13 protein-coding genes are annotated in these 17,836 nt (G+C 41.2%); 6 read left to right on the top strand and 7 right to left on the bottom strand.

The features are described 5' to 3' along the window. The first annotated feature begins 143 nt into the window (after positions 1 to 143). Positions 144 to 524 carry a DUF3192 domain-containing protein gene (locus BIZ38_RS11185; protein WP_187490291.1) on the top strand — a complete coding sequence of 127 codons (381 nt, stop codon included), beginning with the start codon at positions 144 to 146 and terminating at the stop codon, positions 522 to 524. A 37-nt stretch (positions 525 to 561) separates the two neighbouring features. Here BIZ38_RS11185 and BIZ38_RS11180 read toward each other — a convergent pair whose 3' ends face one another. From BIZ38_RS11180 to BIZ38_RS11170, 3 genes are all read right to left on the bottom strand, one after another. After that, a complete protein-coding gene (locus tag BIZ38_RS11180) occupies positions 562 to 1,485 on the bottom strand; it encodes a diguanylate cyclase (protein ID WP_187490290.1) in 924 nt (307 codons plus the stop codon). Then, a complete protein-coding gene (locus BIZ38_RS11175) occupies positions 1,454 to 4,882 on the bottom strand; it encodes an ATP-binding protein (RefSeq protein ID WP_187490289.1) in 3,429 nt (1,142 codons plus the stop codon). The genes BIZ38_RS11180 and BIZ38_RS11175 overlap by 32 nt, the downstream gene beginning before the upstream one ends. Positions 4,883 to 4,943: 61 nt before the next feature. Further along, a complete protein-coding gene (locus BIZ38_RS11170; protein WP_187490288.1) occupies positions 4,944 to 6,341 on the bottom strand; it encodes a PhoH family protein in 1,398 nt (465 codons plus the stop codon). Positions 6,342 to 6,640: 299 nt separating this feature from the next. On the opposite strand from BIZ38_RS11170, the gene rapA reads away from it, so the two are divergent. Further along, positions 6,641 to 9,535, top strand: coding sequence for an RNA polymerase-associated protein RapA (gene rapA / locus BIZ38_RS11165; RefSeq protein ID WP_187490287.1), 2,895 nt, complete (start codon positions 6,641 to 6,643; stop codon positions 9,533 to 9,535). Positions 9,536 to 9,590: 55 nt separating this feature from the next. Here the strand turns inward: rapA and BIZ38_RS11160 are convergent, their stop codons facing one another. Further along, positions 9,591 to 9,821 (bottom strand): hypothetical protein, encoded by a 231-nt coding sequence (locus tag BIZ38_RS11160; protein ID WP_187490286.1) that lies wholly within the window; start codon positions 9,819 to 9,821, stop codon positions 9,591 to 9,593. 133 nt (positions 9,822 to 9,954) lie between these two features. Between BIZ38_RS11160 and rluA the strand changes: the two genes are divergently transcribed. Together rluA and BIZ38_RS11150 are read left to right on the top strand one after the other, a co-directional pair. Then, entirely contained in the window at positions 9,955 to 10,608 is a 654-nt protein-coding gene (rluA, locus tag BIZ38_RS11155) for a bifunctional tRNA pseudouridine(32) synthase/23S rRNA pseudouridine(746) synthase RluA (RefSeq protein ID WP_187490285.1), read from the top strand. 80 nt (positions 10,609 to 10,688) lie between these two features. Further along, positions 10,689 to 11,624, top strand: a complete 936-nt coding sequence (locus BIZ38_RS11150; protein WP_187490284.1) for a DUF3530 family protein — start codon at positions 10,689 to 10,691, stop codon at positions 11,622 to 11,624. Here the strand turns inward: BIZ38_RS11150 and djlA are convergent. Genes djlA through BIZ38_RS11135 form a run of 3 tightly spaced genes read right to left on the bottom strand, consistent with a single transcriptional unit; the run spans position 11,607 to position 14,157 of the window. Beyond that, positions 11,607 to 12,479 carry a co-chaperone DjlA gene (gene djlA, locus BIZ38_RS11145; RefSeq protein ID WP_187490283.1) on the bottom strand — a complete coding sequence of 291 codons (873 nt, stop codon included), beginning with the start codon at positions 12,477 to 12,479 and terminating at the stop codon, positions 11,607 to 11,609. The two genes, BIZ38_RS11150 and djlA, sit on opposite strands and share 18 nt — an antisense overlap. Positions 12,480 to 12,502: 23 nt before the next feature. Further along, on the bottom strand, positions 12,503 to 13,159 hold the full coding sequence (murU, locus tag BIZ38_RS11140; protein ID WP_138619084.1) for an N-acetylmuramate alpha-1-phosphate uridylyltransferase MurU: 657 nt from the start codon (positions 13,157 to 13,159) through the stop codon (positions 12,503 to 12,505). Continuing rightward, the gene (locus BIZ38_RS11135) at positions 13,156 to 14,157 is read right to left on the bottom strand and encodes an aminoglycoside phosphotransferase family protein (protein ID WP_138601734.1); all 1,002 of its coding nucleotides are present in this window, start codon (positions 14,155 to 14,157) and stop codon (positions 13,156 to 13,158) included. Before BIZ38_RS11135 ends, murU begins: the two co-directional genes overlap by 4 nt. A gap of 103 nt (positions 14,158 to 14,260) precedes the next feature. On the opposite strand from BIZ38_RS11135, the gene lptD reads away from it, so the two are divergent. Further along, positions 14,261 to 16,507 (top strand): LPS assembly protein LptD, encoded by a 2,247-nt coding sequence (gene lptD / locus BIZ38_RS11130; RefSeq protein WP_187490282.1) that lies wholly within the window; start codon positions 14,261 to 14,263, stop codon positions 16,505 to 16,507. Positions 16,508 to 16,543: 36 nt separating this feature from the next. Beyond that, the gene (surA, locus tag BIZ38_RS11125; RefSeq protein ID WP_187490281.1) at positions 16,544 to 17,836 is read left to right on the top strand and encodes a peptidylprolyl isomerase SurA; all 1,293 of its coding nucleotides are present in this window, start codon (positions 16,544 to 16,546) and stop codon (positions 17,834 to 17,836) included.

The following is a 17,836-nucleotide window of genomic DNA, read 5'->3' as shown; positions in this document are numbered from 1 at the left end:
GAGAGCTAAGTAGTTAGTAATTTATTACTTAGCCCTTTCACTAAAAACAACCTAAATAGTTGATTTAATTGAAATTTAAAAGTTTGGCAAGCAGTTTGCAATTGAGTGATTAACTAAAAACAATTTCTACGGGATAAAATAACATGAAAAAAGCACTTCTAATTGCCGCGCTAACTGCACCATTTTTAACTGGTTGTGTCATTGCTGTTTCTGACGGTGAAGCAGACACACATTGGGCTGGTAGCTCATCTAGCTGGCAAAAGCAGCATAAAAATAACCGTGAAGCGATCTCTAATCTTGCATTAAATACCAGCTATCAAACTGTATTAAACAAACTAAATACTCCTAACTTTACCGAGTTATTAAAGCAGGGTGATGATGTGTACCAAGTATTATTCTATGCAACCCATAGTATTCATTCTGATGGCAAGATGACTAAAGACGAATGTACACCACTGGTTTTTAAAAATGATAAGTTAATCGGTGTGGGTGATACGATTTATAAATCACTTAGCAATGGCTAGCTTGCATATTTAAATTCTGTAAGTAGGCAGCTATTGCCTACTTATGTTCACTCATAGCTATCATTCTCGATACTATCTGATCACGCCCAGCATCTTTTGCCTGATAAAGACCTAAATCAGCTTCTTCAAGTAATGTTTGCTCTGCATACACCTGGCCATTTTCCGTGGTCGCAATACCAATACTAATTGTGACATGGTCGGCATTTAGTGACGCTTTATGCGGAATATTTAACTCATTAACGGCATTACGTAATTTGTTTGCAAACGACATAGCTTCTTTTGCAGAGGTATTTGGAAGTACTGCTGCAAACTCTTCACCGCCATAACGAGCAACAAAGTCACTACCTCGCTCACATGCTCCAACTAAGGCATGAGCAATTTGTTTTAAACAATCATCGCCTGCTCGGTGACCATAACAATCGTTGTAACGTTTAAAGTGATCAACATCCATTAATAATACTGATAATGGTGTTCGATCACGACGACAACGACGCCACTCTCGCGCTAAGTTTTCATCTAAATAACGTCGGTTTGGGATCTCTGTTAGGCCATCAATTGAGGCGAGCATTTCAAGCAAGTCATTTTTTTGTTTGATCATTAATTGATTGCGCACACGTGCACGAACGATCGCTGCACTAAAAGGTTTGGTGATGTAATCCATCGCCCCTAATTCTAACCCTTTAGCTTCATCATCATGGCTAGTATTTGCCGAGATAAAGATTACCGGTAGCATGCTTGTCGTTGCGTTTTCTTTTAATTTGTTGAGTACTTCATAGCCGTCGATTCCTGGCATTACAATATCCAAGATCAACAGATCCACACTTTGTGTTTTTAGAAACGTCAGTGCTTTTTCGCCACTCTCAACACAAAAAACATCATAGTCTTGCTGTAATGTTTTTTCTAATACCAAGCGGTTTAACGGATCGTCATCAACAATCAGTACCTTGGCTCTTTTCAACATCAGTAGATCCTTGTTCGATGATAAAGGCAATAACCTGTTTTATTTGGCATTGCAACTCATCAATTAATTGTTCGGAAAGTTCACCTTTAGCTTTTAGTGTAGCCTCGCACTGCTGAGCGCACGCTGACAATCGTTTAAACCCAAGGTTACCAGCCGATCCTTTCACATTATGCACCACGCGGATCAACTCGTCGGTAGTCTTTAATGTAGAAATTTGTATTAACTGCTCTGCTGCCATAGTCGCAAACTTCGACAACATAGTTAATACTAACTTATTATCATTTCCAAATTGAGATAAGATAAAAGCCTTATCAAAAAAAGCTTCTTTTGAGTTTTTAAGCTCACTCATTGCTAAAAACAATTTACTCGCAACAATAGGTTTAGTTAGGTGTTTATTCATTCCTGCCGCAATTGAATGCTCAATATCTGCAGCCTCACTATGAGCGGTAAGCGCGTATATCGGCATTTGCTCTTTGGTGTATAATTGACGAATAATTCGCGTCGCTTGGCAACCATCCATCACAGGCATTTGAATATCCATAAAAATTACGTCAGGCTTGATCTCTTTAGCAATTTCTATACCTTTTTTACCATTTAGAGCACAAATGACAGTAATATCTATTTGCTCCAAAATACTCTTAATGATGCTCAAATTAAGCGGATTATCATCAACTGCAAGTACTAAAAGTCCAGATAAGTCAGTACTCGAAGGCAAACAAACTAATTCTCTTTTTGTAGGTCCTGATGCTTTATCTAGCTGTAAGCAAAAACTAAATTTGCTGCCTTTGCCTTTTTCACTATCAAGTTTTATCTCTCCGCCCATTAAAGCGACTTCGTATTTAACAATCGCTAAACCTAAACCGACCCCCTGATGAGAGCGTGTTAAAGACTCATCTCCTTGCGTAAAAGCATCAAATAACCGCCCTTGATCAGCCTTATTTATACCTATACCTGTATCTTTAACTGTAAAACAAATTAGTTGCTGCTCTAAAGACTCTTCAATCAGCTCTAAACACAGAGTTATTGTGCCTTGTTCAGTAAACTTGGCTGCATTTGTCAATAAATTGGCTAAAACTTGCTGCAAACAAATTTGGTCGCCAATTAAGAATTCGTTGATGTTCTCATCACGGTCAATGGTAAAATCAATGCCTTTATTTGTGCATAAGGGAGTGATCACACCTCGACTAAAATCAATTAGATCAGTTAAACTCATAGGCGCTTTATTCATTTCCAGTTGAGCACTTTCGGCACGTGCAAAATCAAGCATTCGATTTAAAAGCGTCAGTAAACTATTAGCTGCTGTTTTTGCCTGCTCTGCATGAGTGCGCTGATGCTCAGTTAGCCCTTGCAATGCAATAACATCAATTAAGCCTAGTACTGCATTGAGTGGTGTGCGTATTTCATGACTGAGATTAGCAATAAAGCGGCTTTTAGCGAGCGTTGCCCGCTCAGCATCATCTTTTGCTTGCACTAAATCCGTCACATCCTGTACATGAACAACATAATAATCTGGTGTTTGCTCGGCATTCCAAACTAGGGATACACTAATTTGCAGCCAGCGCTGCTGTTCTTGCTGCTCAAGACTAAAGTGATAAACTTTTTTCTTCTCATGCAGCAGCTCTGTCAGAGTATTTTTCAACGTCTGATAAGACTGCTCAGCAAATAAGTTTGTTAACTCGAGGCCATTAACGTTTTCAATTGCAAAGATTTTTCGTGCCGCTTTATTTGCTTGCAGCACTTGATCTTCAAGTGATACCAGAAGCACCCCATTCGCTGCGTACTCCATAGCACTGCGCAATTTCGCTTCTGAGCTTTGTAGTGCATTCAGTGCATTATACTGCTCGGTAATATCACGACCAATCGCCATGGTACCAAGAAATTGCTGGTGCTCGTTGTAAAATGGCACAATGCTAAAAAGGTAAGTTTTCTCATAATTTGAAAGACGAGTTTGATACGTTTTTTTGTCTCTTAAAACCTGCTTCTCAAGTTCATTTAACTCGCCGTTATCATCGCTAATATCACATAATTGCTGGCCTACTAACTTCTCTTGTGGCAAACCAATATAGCCTTCATACGCTTTATTACAGCCTAAAAACGAGCCATCAATATTCTTAAAATAAATAAGATCCGGCACGTTATTGAGCATGGTATTTAATAACGCTAAGTGACGTTCTTTCGCATCAATACTACGACGCAATTGTTTTGACTTTACCTGTACCTGAGAGTCAAGCGCTTTATTCGCCTCTTGTAATGATTGGACGAGCTCTTCATTGCGGCTAAACACTCGTTTTACACGGCTGAACCAAGGCTGCCAATCGACAGGAATACGATAATGAACTAACGCTTGTTTACCTTCATCATGCTGCTCAAGGTAATTCATTAAGTGCGTCATTGGTTTTACAAAAATACGTTGACTCAGCCAAAAAACAGCGCTGAACATCATCACTAAAAACACACTCAAAAACGCGAATTCTAAAAAGATGTCGTAGCCAACAGGTTCACTCAGGGCCTGCTTTGATTCATAGAAACGAGTGTAAATAGGTAAATTTGTTGCTTCTTGCACTAAATGGCTGTGGTTATTCTTGCGCATATCGACAGCAACATTCGGCCAATGTTCACTGGCACTGATGGCAGTGTTAAGCGCTGTTTTTGAGCTGGCAATAACTTGGTTATCTTGGTTGATAAAAATATACTCACCATAGTTAGGCGCTATTTTCTTTAACCAGCTAGAAATTGCTTTAAGATCATAAATCAACACGATGTAATCACGACTATTGGCTGCTCGTTGCTTACCAATTGCAAAATAAGCATGGCCATTAATTGTCAACACAGAGCTTGAGGAAAGCTTATTACTATTAACTAATTGAGGCCTAAATTTGTTATCTAACACACTGGTCAAGAATTCACTTTTTGACGTACTTCGGCGCTTAATATAAACAAAACCTTGCTCATTAACATAAGCCACGGCTTCTAAAGATTGAACAAGTGACAGGGTAGTATTAAAAGAGGGGCCAAGAGCGATAACTCGCCGCCATTGATTAATTGCATAAGCGGTTGAGGCAAACTTTCCTTGCCCGACTATCTCCCCCACTCCATCGCCAACACTTTGGTAGTAATAGTGATCATATTGATTCACATTGCGTGCCCAACTTGGATCAAAATCATAAGAAAGTGGCTGCTCGTAGAGTTTAAACATGGTGTCAATGAGGCCATCTGCGGCACTCATCGCATGGCTAAGCTGAGCGGATATATTATTAAACCCGCTTTGCCTGCTTTCTATCGCCCGCTCAAGTTTTAAATTATATAGGTGTAAACACAAAAAAAACGCCACTAACAGCGGCACAATAAGTGCCACTGCTAAAGAGCGATAGTAATGCTTTAACGGTAAAAAATTCACTGGCTTATAAGTACCTTACCTCGATAAAGCTAGGTTAACGAGGCATAGGAATACTGGCAAGTTATAAATTTTCTTCAGCAAAGCTGGCTAAGCGGCTACGTACCACACCGTTTAAGTTAACGGTGGCACTGCCCTGAAAATCTTTAAAACGTTCAACAATATAAGTTAAGCCTGAGGTGACAGGCGTGAGGTAATTACTATCAATTTGCGCTAGGTTACCTGAGCAAATGAGTTTAGTGCCTTCGCCGCAGCGAGTGATAATGGTCTTCAGTTGTGAAGCAGTTAAGTTTTGACTTTCATCCAAAATGACAACCGCATTTTGAATACTACGACCACGCATAAAGTTTACCGATTTAAACTGTACATTGGCTTTTTCCATAATGTAATTACGGCTTGAAATTGGATTTTCGTCCCCTTTATGCAGCACTTCTAACGTATCGGTAATGGCAGCTAACCACGGCGCCATTTTCTCTTCTTCAGTGCCAGGTAAAAAGCCAATTGATTCAGCAATCTCTGGGGTATTACGCGTAACAATCACTTTATCGTAAATGCCTTTTTCAATAATCATTTCGAGGGCACTAGCAAGAGCAAGTAAGGTTTTACCACAGCCAGCGGGACCAGTTAAAATCACCAATTCAATACTTGGGTCAAGTAGCGCATCAAGTGCCATCCCTTGATAAACATTTTTTGGTTTTACACCCCACGCGGTATGACTCATCAAGCGCTCAACACTAATATCCTTTAAAGTAATTTGTTTATCATCGTAGCTTGTTACTCGGGCTGCAAAGTGGTCACTTTCATCTAAAATATATTCATTGCAGAACACATCGCTAATCGTGCTTTTTGCCACATAATGATAGGTATCTCGGCCTTGCTGCTCTGTTTCACATTCTCCAACCTGTTGCCAAAAATCACCTTCAATTTTTTTATAGCCGCTTGTAAGCAACGCTATGTCGTCAATTAATTGGTCTGTTCTGTAGTCTTCAACAAATTTAAGCCCTGCCCCTTTCGCTTTAAGGCGCATATTGATGTCTTTAGTGACAAGCACCACCTTGCTGTCACTGTGCTGTTTTTGCAGATGTACAGCGCAATTGATAATACGATGGTCGTTTTCGTTGCCAGGTAAACCCGAAATACTGTCTGCAAATAAATGGTCATTAACAATAATTAAGCGGCCACGAGATTCTGTTTTAGCCTTTTTGTTACTAGGGAGCGCGACACCCTGCAACATTTGATCTGGCGAAGCGTCCTTTAGCACTTCATCTAAACCACGAATTGCAACACGGGCATCACGGCTAACGTCATGTTTCCTGTCTTTAATGTGGTCGAGCTCTTCTAATACTGTCATGGGGATAACAACATCATGTTCTTGGAAAGATAAATAAGCGAGGGGTTCGTGGAGTAACACATTGGTATCGAGCACATACATTTTACTATCAAGGTTCGAAGCTTTTTCCATAGCACTTTCCTTACGTTTTATGATTTTTATGCTATACCCAATAAACTAAACAAGCGGCGGATGAAGCTATGATTTATTCGTCAGGTATATACTCAGTTTAGTCTATTTACGACAAAAGTCCTTTTTATGACAAACAAATATACAATTATTTAACTGGTTAAAATACATACAATTTTTACCGTTAATAATGGCTTAAAAAGGTTGACTAAATTTAATTGTGCGCGGCGAGTTTACTGCCTTGAAGTAGCATGGCGTTACAGGTAACATAGCCGCCTTTTTTCTTCATAGACGAGACATACATGAATTTTTCCTTAGGTCAGCGTTGGATCAGTGATACTGAGTCAGATTTAGGATTAGGCACCGTTGTTGCCCTTGAAGGCCGTCAGGTCAGCATTTTATTTCCAGCCAGTGGAGAAAACAGAGTTTATTCTTTAACAGAAGCACCTGTTACTCGTGTCGCATTTAATCCAGGTGATATTATTCGCAGCGTTGAAGAGTGGGAATTAGAAGTCGAGTCTGTTGAAGAGCAAGGCGAGTTACTATGCTATCACGGCATTCGCGTTGATAATGGTGAAAAAGCGCAGTTAAAAGAAACCTTTTTAGATCACTTTATCAAATTCAATAAACCACAAGACCGTTTATTTGCAGGTCAAGTGGACCGCTTTGACCGCTATACCCTGCGCTACCAAACTTGGCAGCACCAGTTTGAGCGCCAACAATCTCCTTTAAAAGGTTTAATTGGTCAGCGTGCAAACCTTATTCCGCATCAGCTTTATATTGCACAAGAAGTGGGTAAACGTTTTGCACCACGCGTATTACTTTCTGATGAAGTAGGTTTAGGTAAAACCATTGAAGCAGGTATGATTTTACATCAACAGATCATCAGTGGCCGAGCTAGCCGTGTATTGATTGTTGTGCCTGAAAACTTACAGCATCAGTGGTTAGTCGAAATGCTACGCCGCTTTAACTTACGTTTTTCAATCTTTGATGAAGAGCGTTGTGATGAAGCATTTGCAGACTCACCAAACGTATTCGAAACAGAACAGTTAGTACTTACTAGCCTTGAGTTCTTAAGCAAGAAAAAACGTTGGTTTGAGCAAGCAACACTGGCTGATTGGGATTTATTGGTTGTTGATGAAGCGCACCATTTAAGTATCAATAATGGTAAGCCAAGCACTGAATACCAACGCATGGCAGAGTTAAGCCAAGACATTCCGGGCCTTATCTTATTAACTGCAACGCCAGATCAACTTGGTCACCGCAGTCACTTTGCCCGCTTGCAATTACTCGACCCAGATCGTTTCTACGACTACGATGCGTTTGTTGAAGAAGAAAGCAACTACAAAGAGATTGCTGAAGCTGCTAATCAATTACTAGGTGAAAAAGGCCTTGATGATGCATCTCGTGCAACATTAAAAGAGCTATTAAAAGAAACCGATATCACAGAGCTTTTAACGAAAGCTGAGCAAGGTGATGAAGCGGCGCGCAACGAGATTTTATCAATGCTGCTGGACCGCCATGGTACGGGTCGTATTTTATTTAGAAATAGCCGCAGCGGTATTGATGGTTACCCAAGCCGTAAGCTTCATGCATACCCTATGACAATGCCTAAACAATATAAAACGGCGATGTCGGTACTGGGTAATATGGGCGGCATTCAAAATGCTGAACTAACGGCACTTCGCGCTCTATTTCCTGAAAAGATCTTCCAAGAGTTTGAAGGTGAAAATGCCAGTTGGGGCGCATTTGATCCACGTGTTGATTGGTTAATCGAAACCTTAAAAACCCTTAAACACGAAAAAGTACTGCTTATCTGTGCTAAAGCCGAAACCGCACTTAGCCTAGAACAGATTTTACGTGAGCGTGAAGCAATTAAAGCCTCTGTTTTCCATGAAGGCATGTCGATTGTTGAACGTGACCGTGCAGCGGCTTACTTTGCCGACGAGTACGACAGCGCGCAAATTCTACTTTGTTCTGAAATTGGTTCTGAAGGTCGTAACTTCCAATTCTCGCATCACTTAGTATTGTTTGATTTACCACTTAACCCAGACTTACTTGAGCAACGCATTGGTCGTCTTGACCGTATTGGTCAAACTCAAGACGTAAACATTCATGTGCCGTATTTTGAAAACACCGCACAAGAAGTGTTACTTCGTTGGTATAACGAGGGCCTAGATGCGTTTGAAACAACATCGACAACAGGGCAAATGCTGTATAAAGAGTATGGCGAAGAACTACTTGAGTTTATTGGTGCACACAATTGCGACGAAGAAGAGCTAGACCCACTGCTAGAACAAGTGGCGGGTCAAAATGCCAAGCTTCGTAAGCAAATGGAAAGTGGTCGTGACCGCTTACTAGAGCTGCATTCAAGTGGCCAAGGCCGAGCAGAAAGCCTTGTTGCTGATATCGAAGAATTAGACGACCAATTCACGCTACCAAGCTATATGATCAATGTGTTCGACACCTTTGGTGTAAGCCAAGAAGATAAAGGTGAAAATACCATTATCTTAAAACCAACTGAGCACATGCTAAACCCATCCTTCCCATGTTTGAAAGATGATGGCATCACAGTAACGTTTGATCGCAGCACCTCGCTTTCGCAAGAAGACGCCCATTTCATCAGCTGGGACCACCCTATGGTGCAAGGCAGCTTAGACATGATTTGTGATGATGACTTTGGTACTGCCTCTGTGGCGTTACTGAAAAACAAAAAGCTACCTGCTGGTACCTTCTTTGTTGAACTTATTTTCATTGCGGAGGCGATGGCGCCTAAAGCACTTCAAGTTGGCCGCTTCTTGCCACCAACGCCTATTCGTATCTTATTAGATAAGGGCAGTAACAATCTGGCTGATAATGTTGCTTTTGATGCTTTCAATCAGCAGTTATCAGCGGTTGGTCGCCAAACTGCAAGTAAATTAGCCAGCGCGCTACAAAGTGCCATTCACCCAATGATCACCAGCGCACAAGGCATGGCACAAACCAAGCTAGAAGCACTGCGTGCTGAATCACTAGAGAAAATGCAAACTGCCCTTGGTGAAGAGCAAGCTCGTTTAACGGCACTTAAGCAGATCAACCCAAATATTCGTGATGAAGAGCTTAGCTTTTTTGATAAGCAACGTACTGAACTCACTACTTACATCGAAAAAGCCCAAGTTAAACTGGATGCAATTCGTTTAATTGTCGTTTCTCACTAACGTTGAAGCGCTAAACTCAAAACTACAAACGCGATGTGCTTTCACATCGCGTTTTTTATGCAAAAAACACCACAAGGGTAATAATTACGGCCAATACCGCTAGCTTGCAAAATAACTTAGCTAAGCTTTTATTTCTTTGTATTAAATCGTCTTTATAAGCCTGCTTTAAATATACTGCTTGTAGGCCTGAAAAGCCTTTACAGTGCGGGCACTCTGGCTCAAGGTCATTAACTTCTAAGCCACAACGTGTACAAGGTTTACTGCGAATTAAACCAAGGCGAAACATTTACTTGTCCTTTTATTTAAACTCCATAGCTGAATTTACTGTATCTTAGCTGCTACTCGAAAACCAGCTCTGGCATTGTGTAAGCGCTCATACTCCTTTAAAATAGCGCCCTTGCATATCATCGAGGCTGGCTGTGTTACTCAATTATAATCCCCCAATGACACCTTATTTAAGTATTGTTTATCAAGACGATGACTTACTTATTGTGAATAAACCAAGTGGTTTACTTACTGTGCCGGGAAAAGACCCAAAACACGCCGACTGCCTTATTGCTCGCATTAATCGCGTTTTCCCAACGGCAAAAATTGTTCACCGCCTTGATATGGCGACCTCTGGCATTATTTGTTTAGCTATGCATAAAGAAGCGCATCGTAATTTAAGCATTCAGTTTCAAGATAGAAAAACCGCGAAACGCTACATTGCTCGTGTATTTGGTAAGCTTGAGCAAGAAACTGGTTCTGTAGATTTACCACTTATTTGTGATTGGCCGAACCGCCCAAAGCAAATGGTTGATCACGACAATGGCAAACCGTCATTAACCCATTTTAAAGTACTTGAGCATGAACAGAATGCAACTCGTGTCGAGCTGACTCCTATTACTGGGCGTTCTCACCAACTACGTGTGCACATGCTGTCATTAGGTCACCCTATTTTAGGCGATAAGTTGTATGCTCACCCCGAGGCATTCGCCATGGCTCCCCGCTTACAACTGCATGCCGAAATGCTTACCTTAGCTCACCCTGCAAGCGGTGAAACACTGATTTTTGAAGCCGCTCCTGAGTTTTAAGACAATTCGCTAAATATTTAATAAAGACTGCCGATAGTTAATTAATCACTGATTTAATTAAAGGCTCAGGTAATATCGGCATGAATTTAAAACCCGCACATCGCTTAGCTTACGCAGCCTGTTTTGCGTTGATGGGCAATTTGAATGCTGCCGATTTTATTAAACCCACCCCTTGGTCAAGCTTGGTCACTAACGATATTCAACGCTTTTTACCAAGTGATGAAGTACGTACTCTGCTTGCCGGTGAAGATGAGTTCATTAGTTTATACCGTCAATCGATGGCAGCCAGTCAACGCGGAATTGTGCTAATCATTCCTGATTGGCAGCACTTACCCACTAATAATGCTGGTATTAACTTTTTGCGCAAGCAGTTAAACGAAATTGGCTATGCAACCCTTGCCATGACCATGCCTGACATTGATTGGCACCCTGTCGATGTGACAACGCCCGAGTCACCTGAAAGCTCTGAAGCTGAGTCAACAACACAAAGTAGTCAACAAGGCGATGAGCAATCAACTCCTGCTCCACCAGCCGAAACACAACAAGCGCTGCATTTTGTTACAGGTGAACCTAATATTAGTGAAGCCGTACTTGATGATTATAAATTAAAGCTAATTGCCAGATTCAATGCCTTGTATAACAGTGCCATGGATGAAGGCGGCAGCATTATTGTAGTAGCACAAGGTGCCAGTGCGGGGCTATTGATTGAACATTATGCGAGCTTTCCAAACAACGAACTAAACGCTTTTATTAGCCTAGGTAGTTATTTACCTAACAGTATTCGTAACCAGCATCTCAATGCCACGCTTTCGACTATCAGCCCACCGTTACTGGATATTTTTTATAGTGAGGGTAACCCTGACACGCTGCAAAGTGTTAAAGACAGAAAACGTTGGGTAAGAAAACACGCAAAATATGACTACCGACAAAGAGAGTTATTTGGTGTGCCTTCAGAGCCTGAGCAGCACCAGCGGCTGCTCAAAGAAGTCGACGGATTTTTACGCCGCCTTTTTTAAATACTCATAAGCCGCTTGAATATCTTGGCTTTTCTTTACCGCAACTTCCATCATATGTTTTGGTAAACCTTGCGATACCAGCTTATCGGGGTGATGCTGAGCCATGAGCTTTCGATAAGCAACTTTAATATCTCTCGCTGAAGCATCATTGTTTAAGCCTAAAAGAGCCAACGCTTGGGCGCGATTCATACCATTATTCGGTGGCACACGATGACCGCGTTCTTCACTCTGGGTGCTACGGTTTTGCTGGCTTTGTTGACGCTGCTGTTCATAAAAACGTTGCTGTTGCTGGCGAAATGCAAATTCGGCTTGGTAACGTTTTAATAGAATTGCAAACTGCGTACGTGAAATACCTAACTGCTTGCTCACCTCTTGCAGTAACTGCTTTTCTTGCTCTGCAAGGTGGCCATCAGAAAAGGCCATTTGGATTTGTATTTCGAGGAACAGTTGCAATAAATCATGGCGTCGAGCAAAGCGCTCTTTAAAGTCATGAACGGTTTCTTTTAATGAAAAATCGCTTTCTTTACCACTACGAAAGGCATCTTGTGCTTCTCTTCGCTCATCACCCGATAAGCCCATTTCGTCCATAAACAAACTTGCCGCACGAATATGCGTTTCACTAACGCGACCATTCGATTTGGCGATATGCCCCATCACCGCAAAACAGCTAGAAAAGAAAAGTGCTTGGCGCTCGTTAATATCATCGCCTTTAAACAAACCAGAAAAACCACCGGCTTTATCAAAGTCTTGTTTTAAGCTGCGATCGAACATATGGCCTAGGTATAGGCCTAGTAAGGCTCCTATAAATTTGCCAAACATAAAGCCAAAACAAAAACCGAGTACTTTTCCCCACATAATTTGGCAAACCTCTGTTGTTTTTACAAAGCGAAACGCTGATTGATTTCGTCGAGTCTGGCTGGTGTGCCAATGTCATCCCACTGACCTAAATAAAGTTCAGTCGAAACCTGATACTCACTGAGCTTTTCTCGCAAAATAGGCCCAAGTGGACGAATACCAGTGCTGAGACCTTTAAAGAAATCAGCATGATAGCGACTTATACCGGAAAAAGTATACTTTTGACTATCTGGGCTTAGATGACTCAGCGCAAAATCACCATCAGGATTATGCGCGGGATTTTCAACAAGGACAATATGCGCCTCTCCTGCTTGCAGGTGTAACTGCATCAACGAAGTCACATCGTAATCAGTAAACACATCACCATTGATGACAATAAATTGCTCGCCCAATAACGGCAATGCTTGAATGATCCCCCCAGCGGTTTCTAGCCCCCCAGCTTGTTCTTGGCTATAAGTGATCGTTACACCAAACTGCGAACCATTACCGAAATACTCGGTTATTTTGTCACCCTGCCAAGCAAGGTTAATGACAATATCGGTAATGCCTGCTTGGCGTAAGTTATTAATATGATGCTCTAATAATGGCTTGCCTTTAATCTTTAGCATCGGCTTTGGTTGCGTTTCGGTTAGCGGCATCATGCGTTTACCACGCCCCGCCGCTAGGATCATTGCTTTCATTTGGACTCTTTCGTTAAACGCTGCTTAGTCTGTGGAATAATTATCTGCTCTATCCACTGACCAAGGGCTGTTAACTCTGGGTATTCTTTACTGACATTACTTATGTATGTAAGGGTTGGCAGTACATTATTCAAATAGCCAGACTTACCGTCACGTAATTTTAATCGGCAAAATATGCCCGCAGCTTTTAAATGACGCTGCACGCCGGTTAAGTCAAACCAACGTTTAAACATCGCAAACGAAGTGTCTTGCAATAGCTGCTGCTCGCTAAATTCGTCATAAGCGTAATGTAAAAGGTAGTCGAGCTCTTGTTCTGGTAGCTTGAAATAGCAATCTCTTAATAATGAAACAAGGTCATAACACACCGGCCCTTGCACCGCATCTTGATAATCGATGATTGCCCATTGCTGCCCTGTGCGCATAATATTGCGACTATGGAAGTCTCGGTGCACCGTAACAATTGGTTGCTCAAGGGCATTATTAATTAATAACTCACAGGCTTGTTGCCACATTTGCTGTTCATCAGCAGAGAGTTGCTCACCGATAAAGTTATCGACTAACCAATCTCTAAAAATACTTAGCTCAAACTGTAAAAACTCGCCATCAAATACTTTCATATATTGGGCAGGCGGGATTTGCGCCCACTGTGCACTTAACTTTATTAGATGTTTGTAGTGTAAAGTGCGGTCTTCGTCGCCCAGTAAATCAGCCAAATGAGTATTGCCTAAATCACTCAGCAAGAAGAAGCCTTGTTTTTCATCAGCCTGAAGAATTTTTGGTAATTTAAACCCATGCTGAGAAAATACTTTGTTGAGTTCTATATAAGGTGTGTTATCCAGTTTGTCTGGATCTGAGTCCATGACAATATAGCTTTGATCACCTGTATTTACGCGGAAATAACGGCGAAAACTCGCATCCCCAGTGATGGCGGCTAATTGATATTCATCCTCTTTAAAGTGAGGATTTAAAAACTGCTGTAAACTTTTATAACGATTCATTTAGTAAGATATCTATTTTTCACTAAGTCAATTACTGTATTTGCCATTGTTTTCCTTTATTATGTCTAGCTTATATCCAACCAAAGAGCATTAAGGTCATTAAATGAGCAAAACCTGGGGCATAATGATGCTAAGCGTACTTAGCGCACCATCGTTCGCCGAAACTGAACTGACACACAATTTTTGTGGCACTTCAATGCAAACCAGAGCTTGGCAACCGCTCCCTGGCCTTGAACTTAATATGATCGATATCAAATCCGATGATATTGAACTATTGGGTACCCAAAGCGCAGAATTTACCGGTAATGTAGATATTAACACCCTAACGATGAATTTGTCCGCACAAAGTGCACTGATTGACAAACAACGTGGGTTACTTAATGCAACCGGTCCTATCGTTTATCGCGATAAAGTAAGCCAAATTAATAGCTCTGGACTCAATGCAGATTTAAACAATTCTGAATTGAGCTTGCTAGGCGCAGACTATAAGTTTACTGATCAACTTGGTCATGGCGGCGCAGAAAAACTAACAGTTAATGAGTCTGGCCTAAACCTGATGAACGCAAGCTTTACTACCTGTCCGGGTGAAACACCTGTGTGGGCCATCGAAGCTGACGAAATCGACTTATCAAGAGAAGAAGGTTGGGGCGAAACACATAATACTGTGCTTAGAGTGTTTGATACCCCAGTACTTTATGTTCCTTATTTTACTTTCCCATTAGATGACCGTCGTAAGTCAGGTTTACTAACACCTAATTTCTCGAGCTCAGGCCGCTATGGTATCGAAACCATTACTCCTTATTACTGGAATATTGCACCAAATTACGACGCGACTATAACACCGCGCTATATGTCTAAACGCGGTTTACAAATGATTGGGGAGTTTCGTTACTTAACTGAGCAAAATAATGGCTTAGTTGCTGTTGAGTACCTAGACAAAGATGACGAAGAGCCAAATGTAGACTCTCGTTACCTGTTCCACTGGCAACAGCAAAGTTATTTAGGTGAAAACTGGCGTGCTAATATCGACATAACAAACGTCAGTGATGATAACTACTTAACCGATTTAAACTCTGGTTATGCGACTCGCACCGATACTCAGTTGTACCGCACCGGCTCTCTAACCCACTTAGGTGACACTTGGCGCACCAATATCAAGTTGCAAAGCTTTGAAGTACTTGGTGATCACCGTGAATCATATGCGGCGTTGCCACAAATTAGTTTTTCGCAAACTGATGCATATGATTTTTATGGCATTGATTTAACCCTTGATGGTGAGCTCAGTTATTTCACTAATGATGAAGCTGTAATTGATGAAGCAAGCCGTGTTCATATAGAGCCTAAAGCAAGTTTTGGTTATCAAGAATACGCATGGTCATTTTTATCTGAGTTCAGCTTATTACATACTGAATACAACCAACATGGTGACTTAGCTGGTACCGAGTTTGATGAAAGTGTCACTCGAACCCTACCTAAAGTGCGTTTATACAGCCAATTAAATTTTGAGCGTGATACTGCATTTTTCTTTAAAGATGGTATTCAAACTCTTGAACCACAAATTCAGTACTTATATACGCCAAATAAAGACCAATCAAATATTGGTCTTTACGATACAGCAAAATTACAAGACGATTTCTTTGGCTTATTTAGAGATCGCCGTTTTTCAAGTATCGACCGGATAGCAACTGCAAACCAATTTACGTTAGGTGCAACAACACGCTTATTTAGTAGTGAAAATGAAGAAGTATTTAACTTCAGTGCCGGACAAATTTTTTATTTAAGTAATGATGCCAAGCCTACATCACAAGGTATCGACTCCGACACTAACTACAATGCCTTGTTTGCAGCGCAAACAATGTTACATTGGCACCGTCGTTGGTATTTATCAGGTGGTATCCAGTACGACACTGATGGTAAAGAAATTATTCAGTCAAATATCACCTTAGATTATAAAGGTGACGATAAACAGCTCGTGCAATTGAACCATCGCTATGCAAATGATGTCTCAGGCAATACAATCGAGCAAGTTGGTCTATTTACCAGCATTCCGCTATCAGAAGATTGGCAGTTTGTTGGCAGCTATCACCGCGATTTAGAGAGCGGTCGTAGCATTGAGGTTTTCAGCGGTCTTCAGTATGAATCATGCTGTTGGGCGTTTCAAATCACAGGCCGTCGTCAAATCGAAACTGATTTGAACCAGGCGATTGGTCAAGAACAAGCAACCTTTGACACAAGTATTGGTTTCAATATTGTGTTAAAAGGGCTTGGAAGCAAAAGCCGTTATGATGCACAAAAATTATTACAACAAGGTATTTTTGGCTATCGTAGACCGTATTTTCTTAATAACTAGTACCGCAGTACTATTAGCAAGAGTATTAGAAAAAGTATGAATTTAAAAAAATTATTTGCATCAGCATTATTAACAGTTGGCCTATGCCAAAACGTTTTCGCAAAACCAGTTGAAATTGACAAAGTGGTGGGCGTTGTTAACCAAGGTGTTATCTTACAAAGTGAAGTAGACACCATTGTTAATCGCGTAAAGACTCAGGCTGCAGAGCAAGGTCAAGAATTACCTTCTGATGATACACTGCGAATTCAAGCCATTGAGCGTTTAGTTAGCCAAGAACTAATGATGCAACTTGCTGAGCGTATGGGTCTTGAGATTTCAGACTCGCAATTAGACCAAACTTTAGAAAATATGGCGCGTGAGCAAGGTGGCAGTATTGCTGACTTACGTCGGACAATTGAAGCGGCTGGAGACAGCTACCCTGCATATCGCGAAGAAATCCGTAAAGAGATCACCACGCAACAAGTAACTCGTATGAACGTGGATCGCCGTATTTATATCAGTACGCAAGAAATTGATAACCTGTTAAAAATCATGGAAACACAAGGTAAAAATGCCGAAGAATATGACATTGGCCATATCTTGATTGATATTCCTAGTGATGCTACTGCGGATGAAATTGCGAGCGCTAAAACGCGAGCTGAGAAAGTTATTGAGTTTTTAAAAGAAGGCAAAGAGTTCAAGCGTATTGCTATTTCATCTTCAAGCGGCTCAAAGGCACTTGAAGGTGGTCAGCTAGGTTGGATGAGCATCAATGAAATGCCATCACTTTTTGCTGAAGCGGTAAAAGGCCATAAAAAAGACGATATCGTTGGCCCGCTTCGTTCAGGTGCTGGTTTCCACATCATTAAAGTGCAAGATGTTCGTGGTCGTCAAGTTGTTGAAACAACAGAAGTTCGTTCACGCCATATCTTAATTAAGCCTTCTATCATCTTAAGCGAAGAAAAAGCGCGTGACATGCTAAAAGGTTTTGCAAAAGAGCTACGTGAAGGCAAAGCTGACTTTGGTGAACTTGCTAAAGAATACTCTGAAGATCCAGGTTCAGCACTAAAAGGTGGTGAGTACGACTGGACTGACCCAAGCACCTATGTACCAGAGTTTAAAAATACCCTGCTTTCTCTAGATAAAAATGAAATCAGTGAGCCATTCAGAACTCAGTTTGGTTGGCACATTGTACAGCTACTTGATAAGCGTGTAGCAGATAAAACAGAGCAAGCTAAACGTAACCGCGCTCACCAACTACTGTTTAATCGTAAATTTAAAGAAGAAAGTTTCAACTGGCAGCAAGAAATGCGTGAGCAAGCACACGTTGATATTTTCCCAACAGAATAA

Source organism: Pseudoalteromonas sp. BZK2, from assembly GCF_014349195.1.
Taxonomy (GTDB): domain Bacteria; phylum Pseudomonadota; class Gammaproteobacteria; order Enterobacterales; family Alteromonadaceae; genus Pseudoalteromonas; species Pseudoalteromonas simplex.
This window is presented reverse-complemented; position numbering and strand designations above follow the sequence as displayed.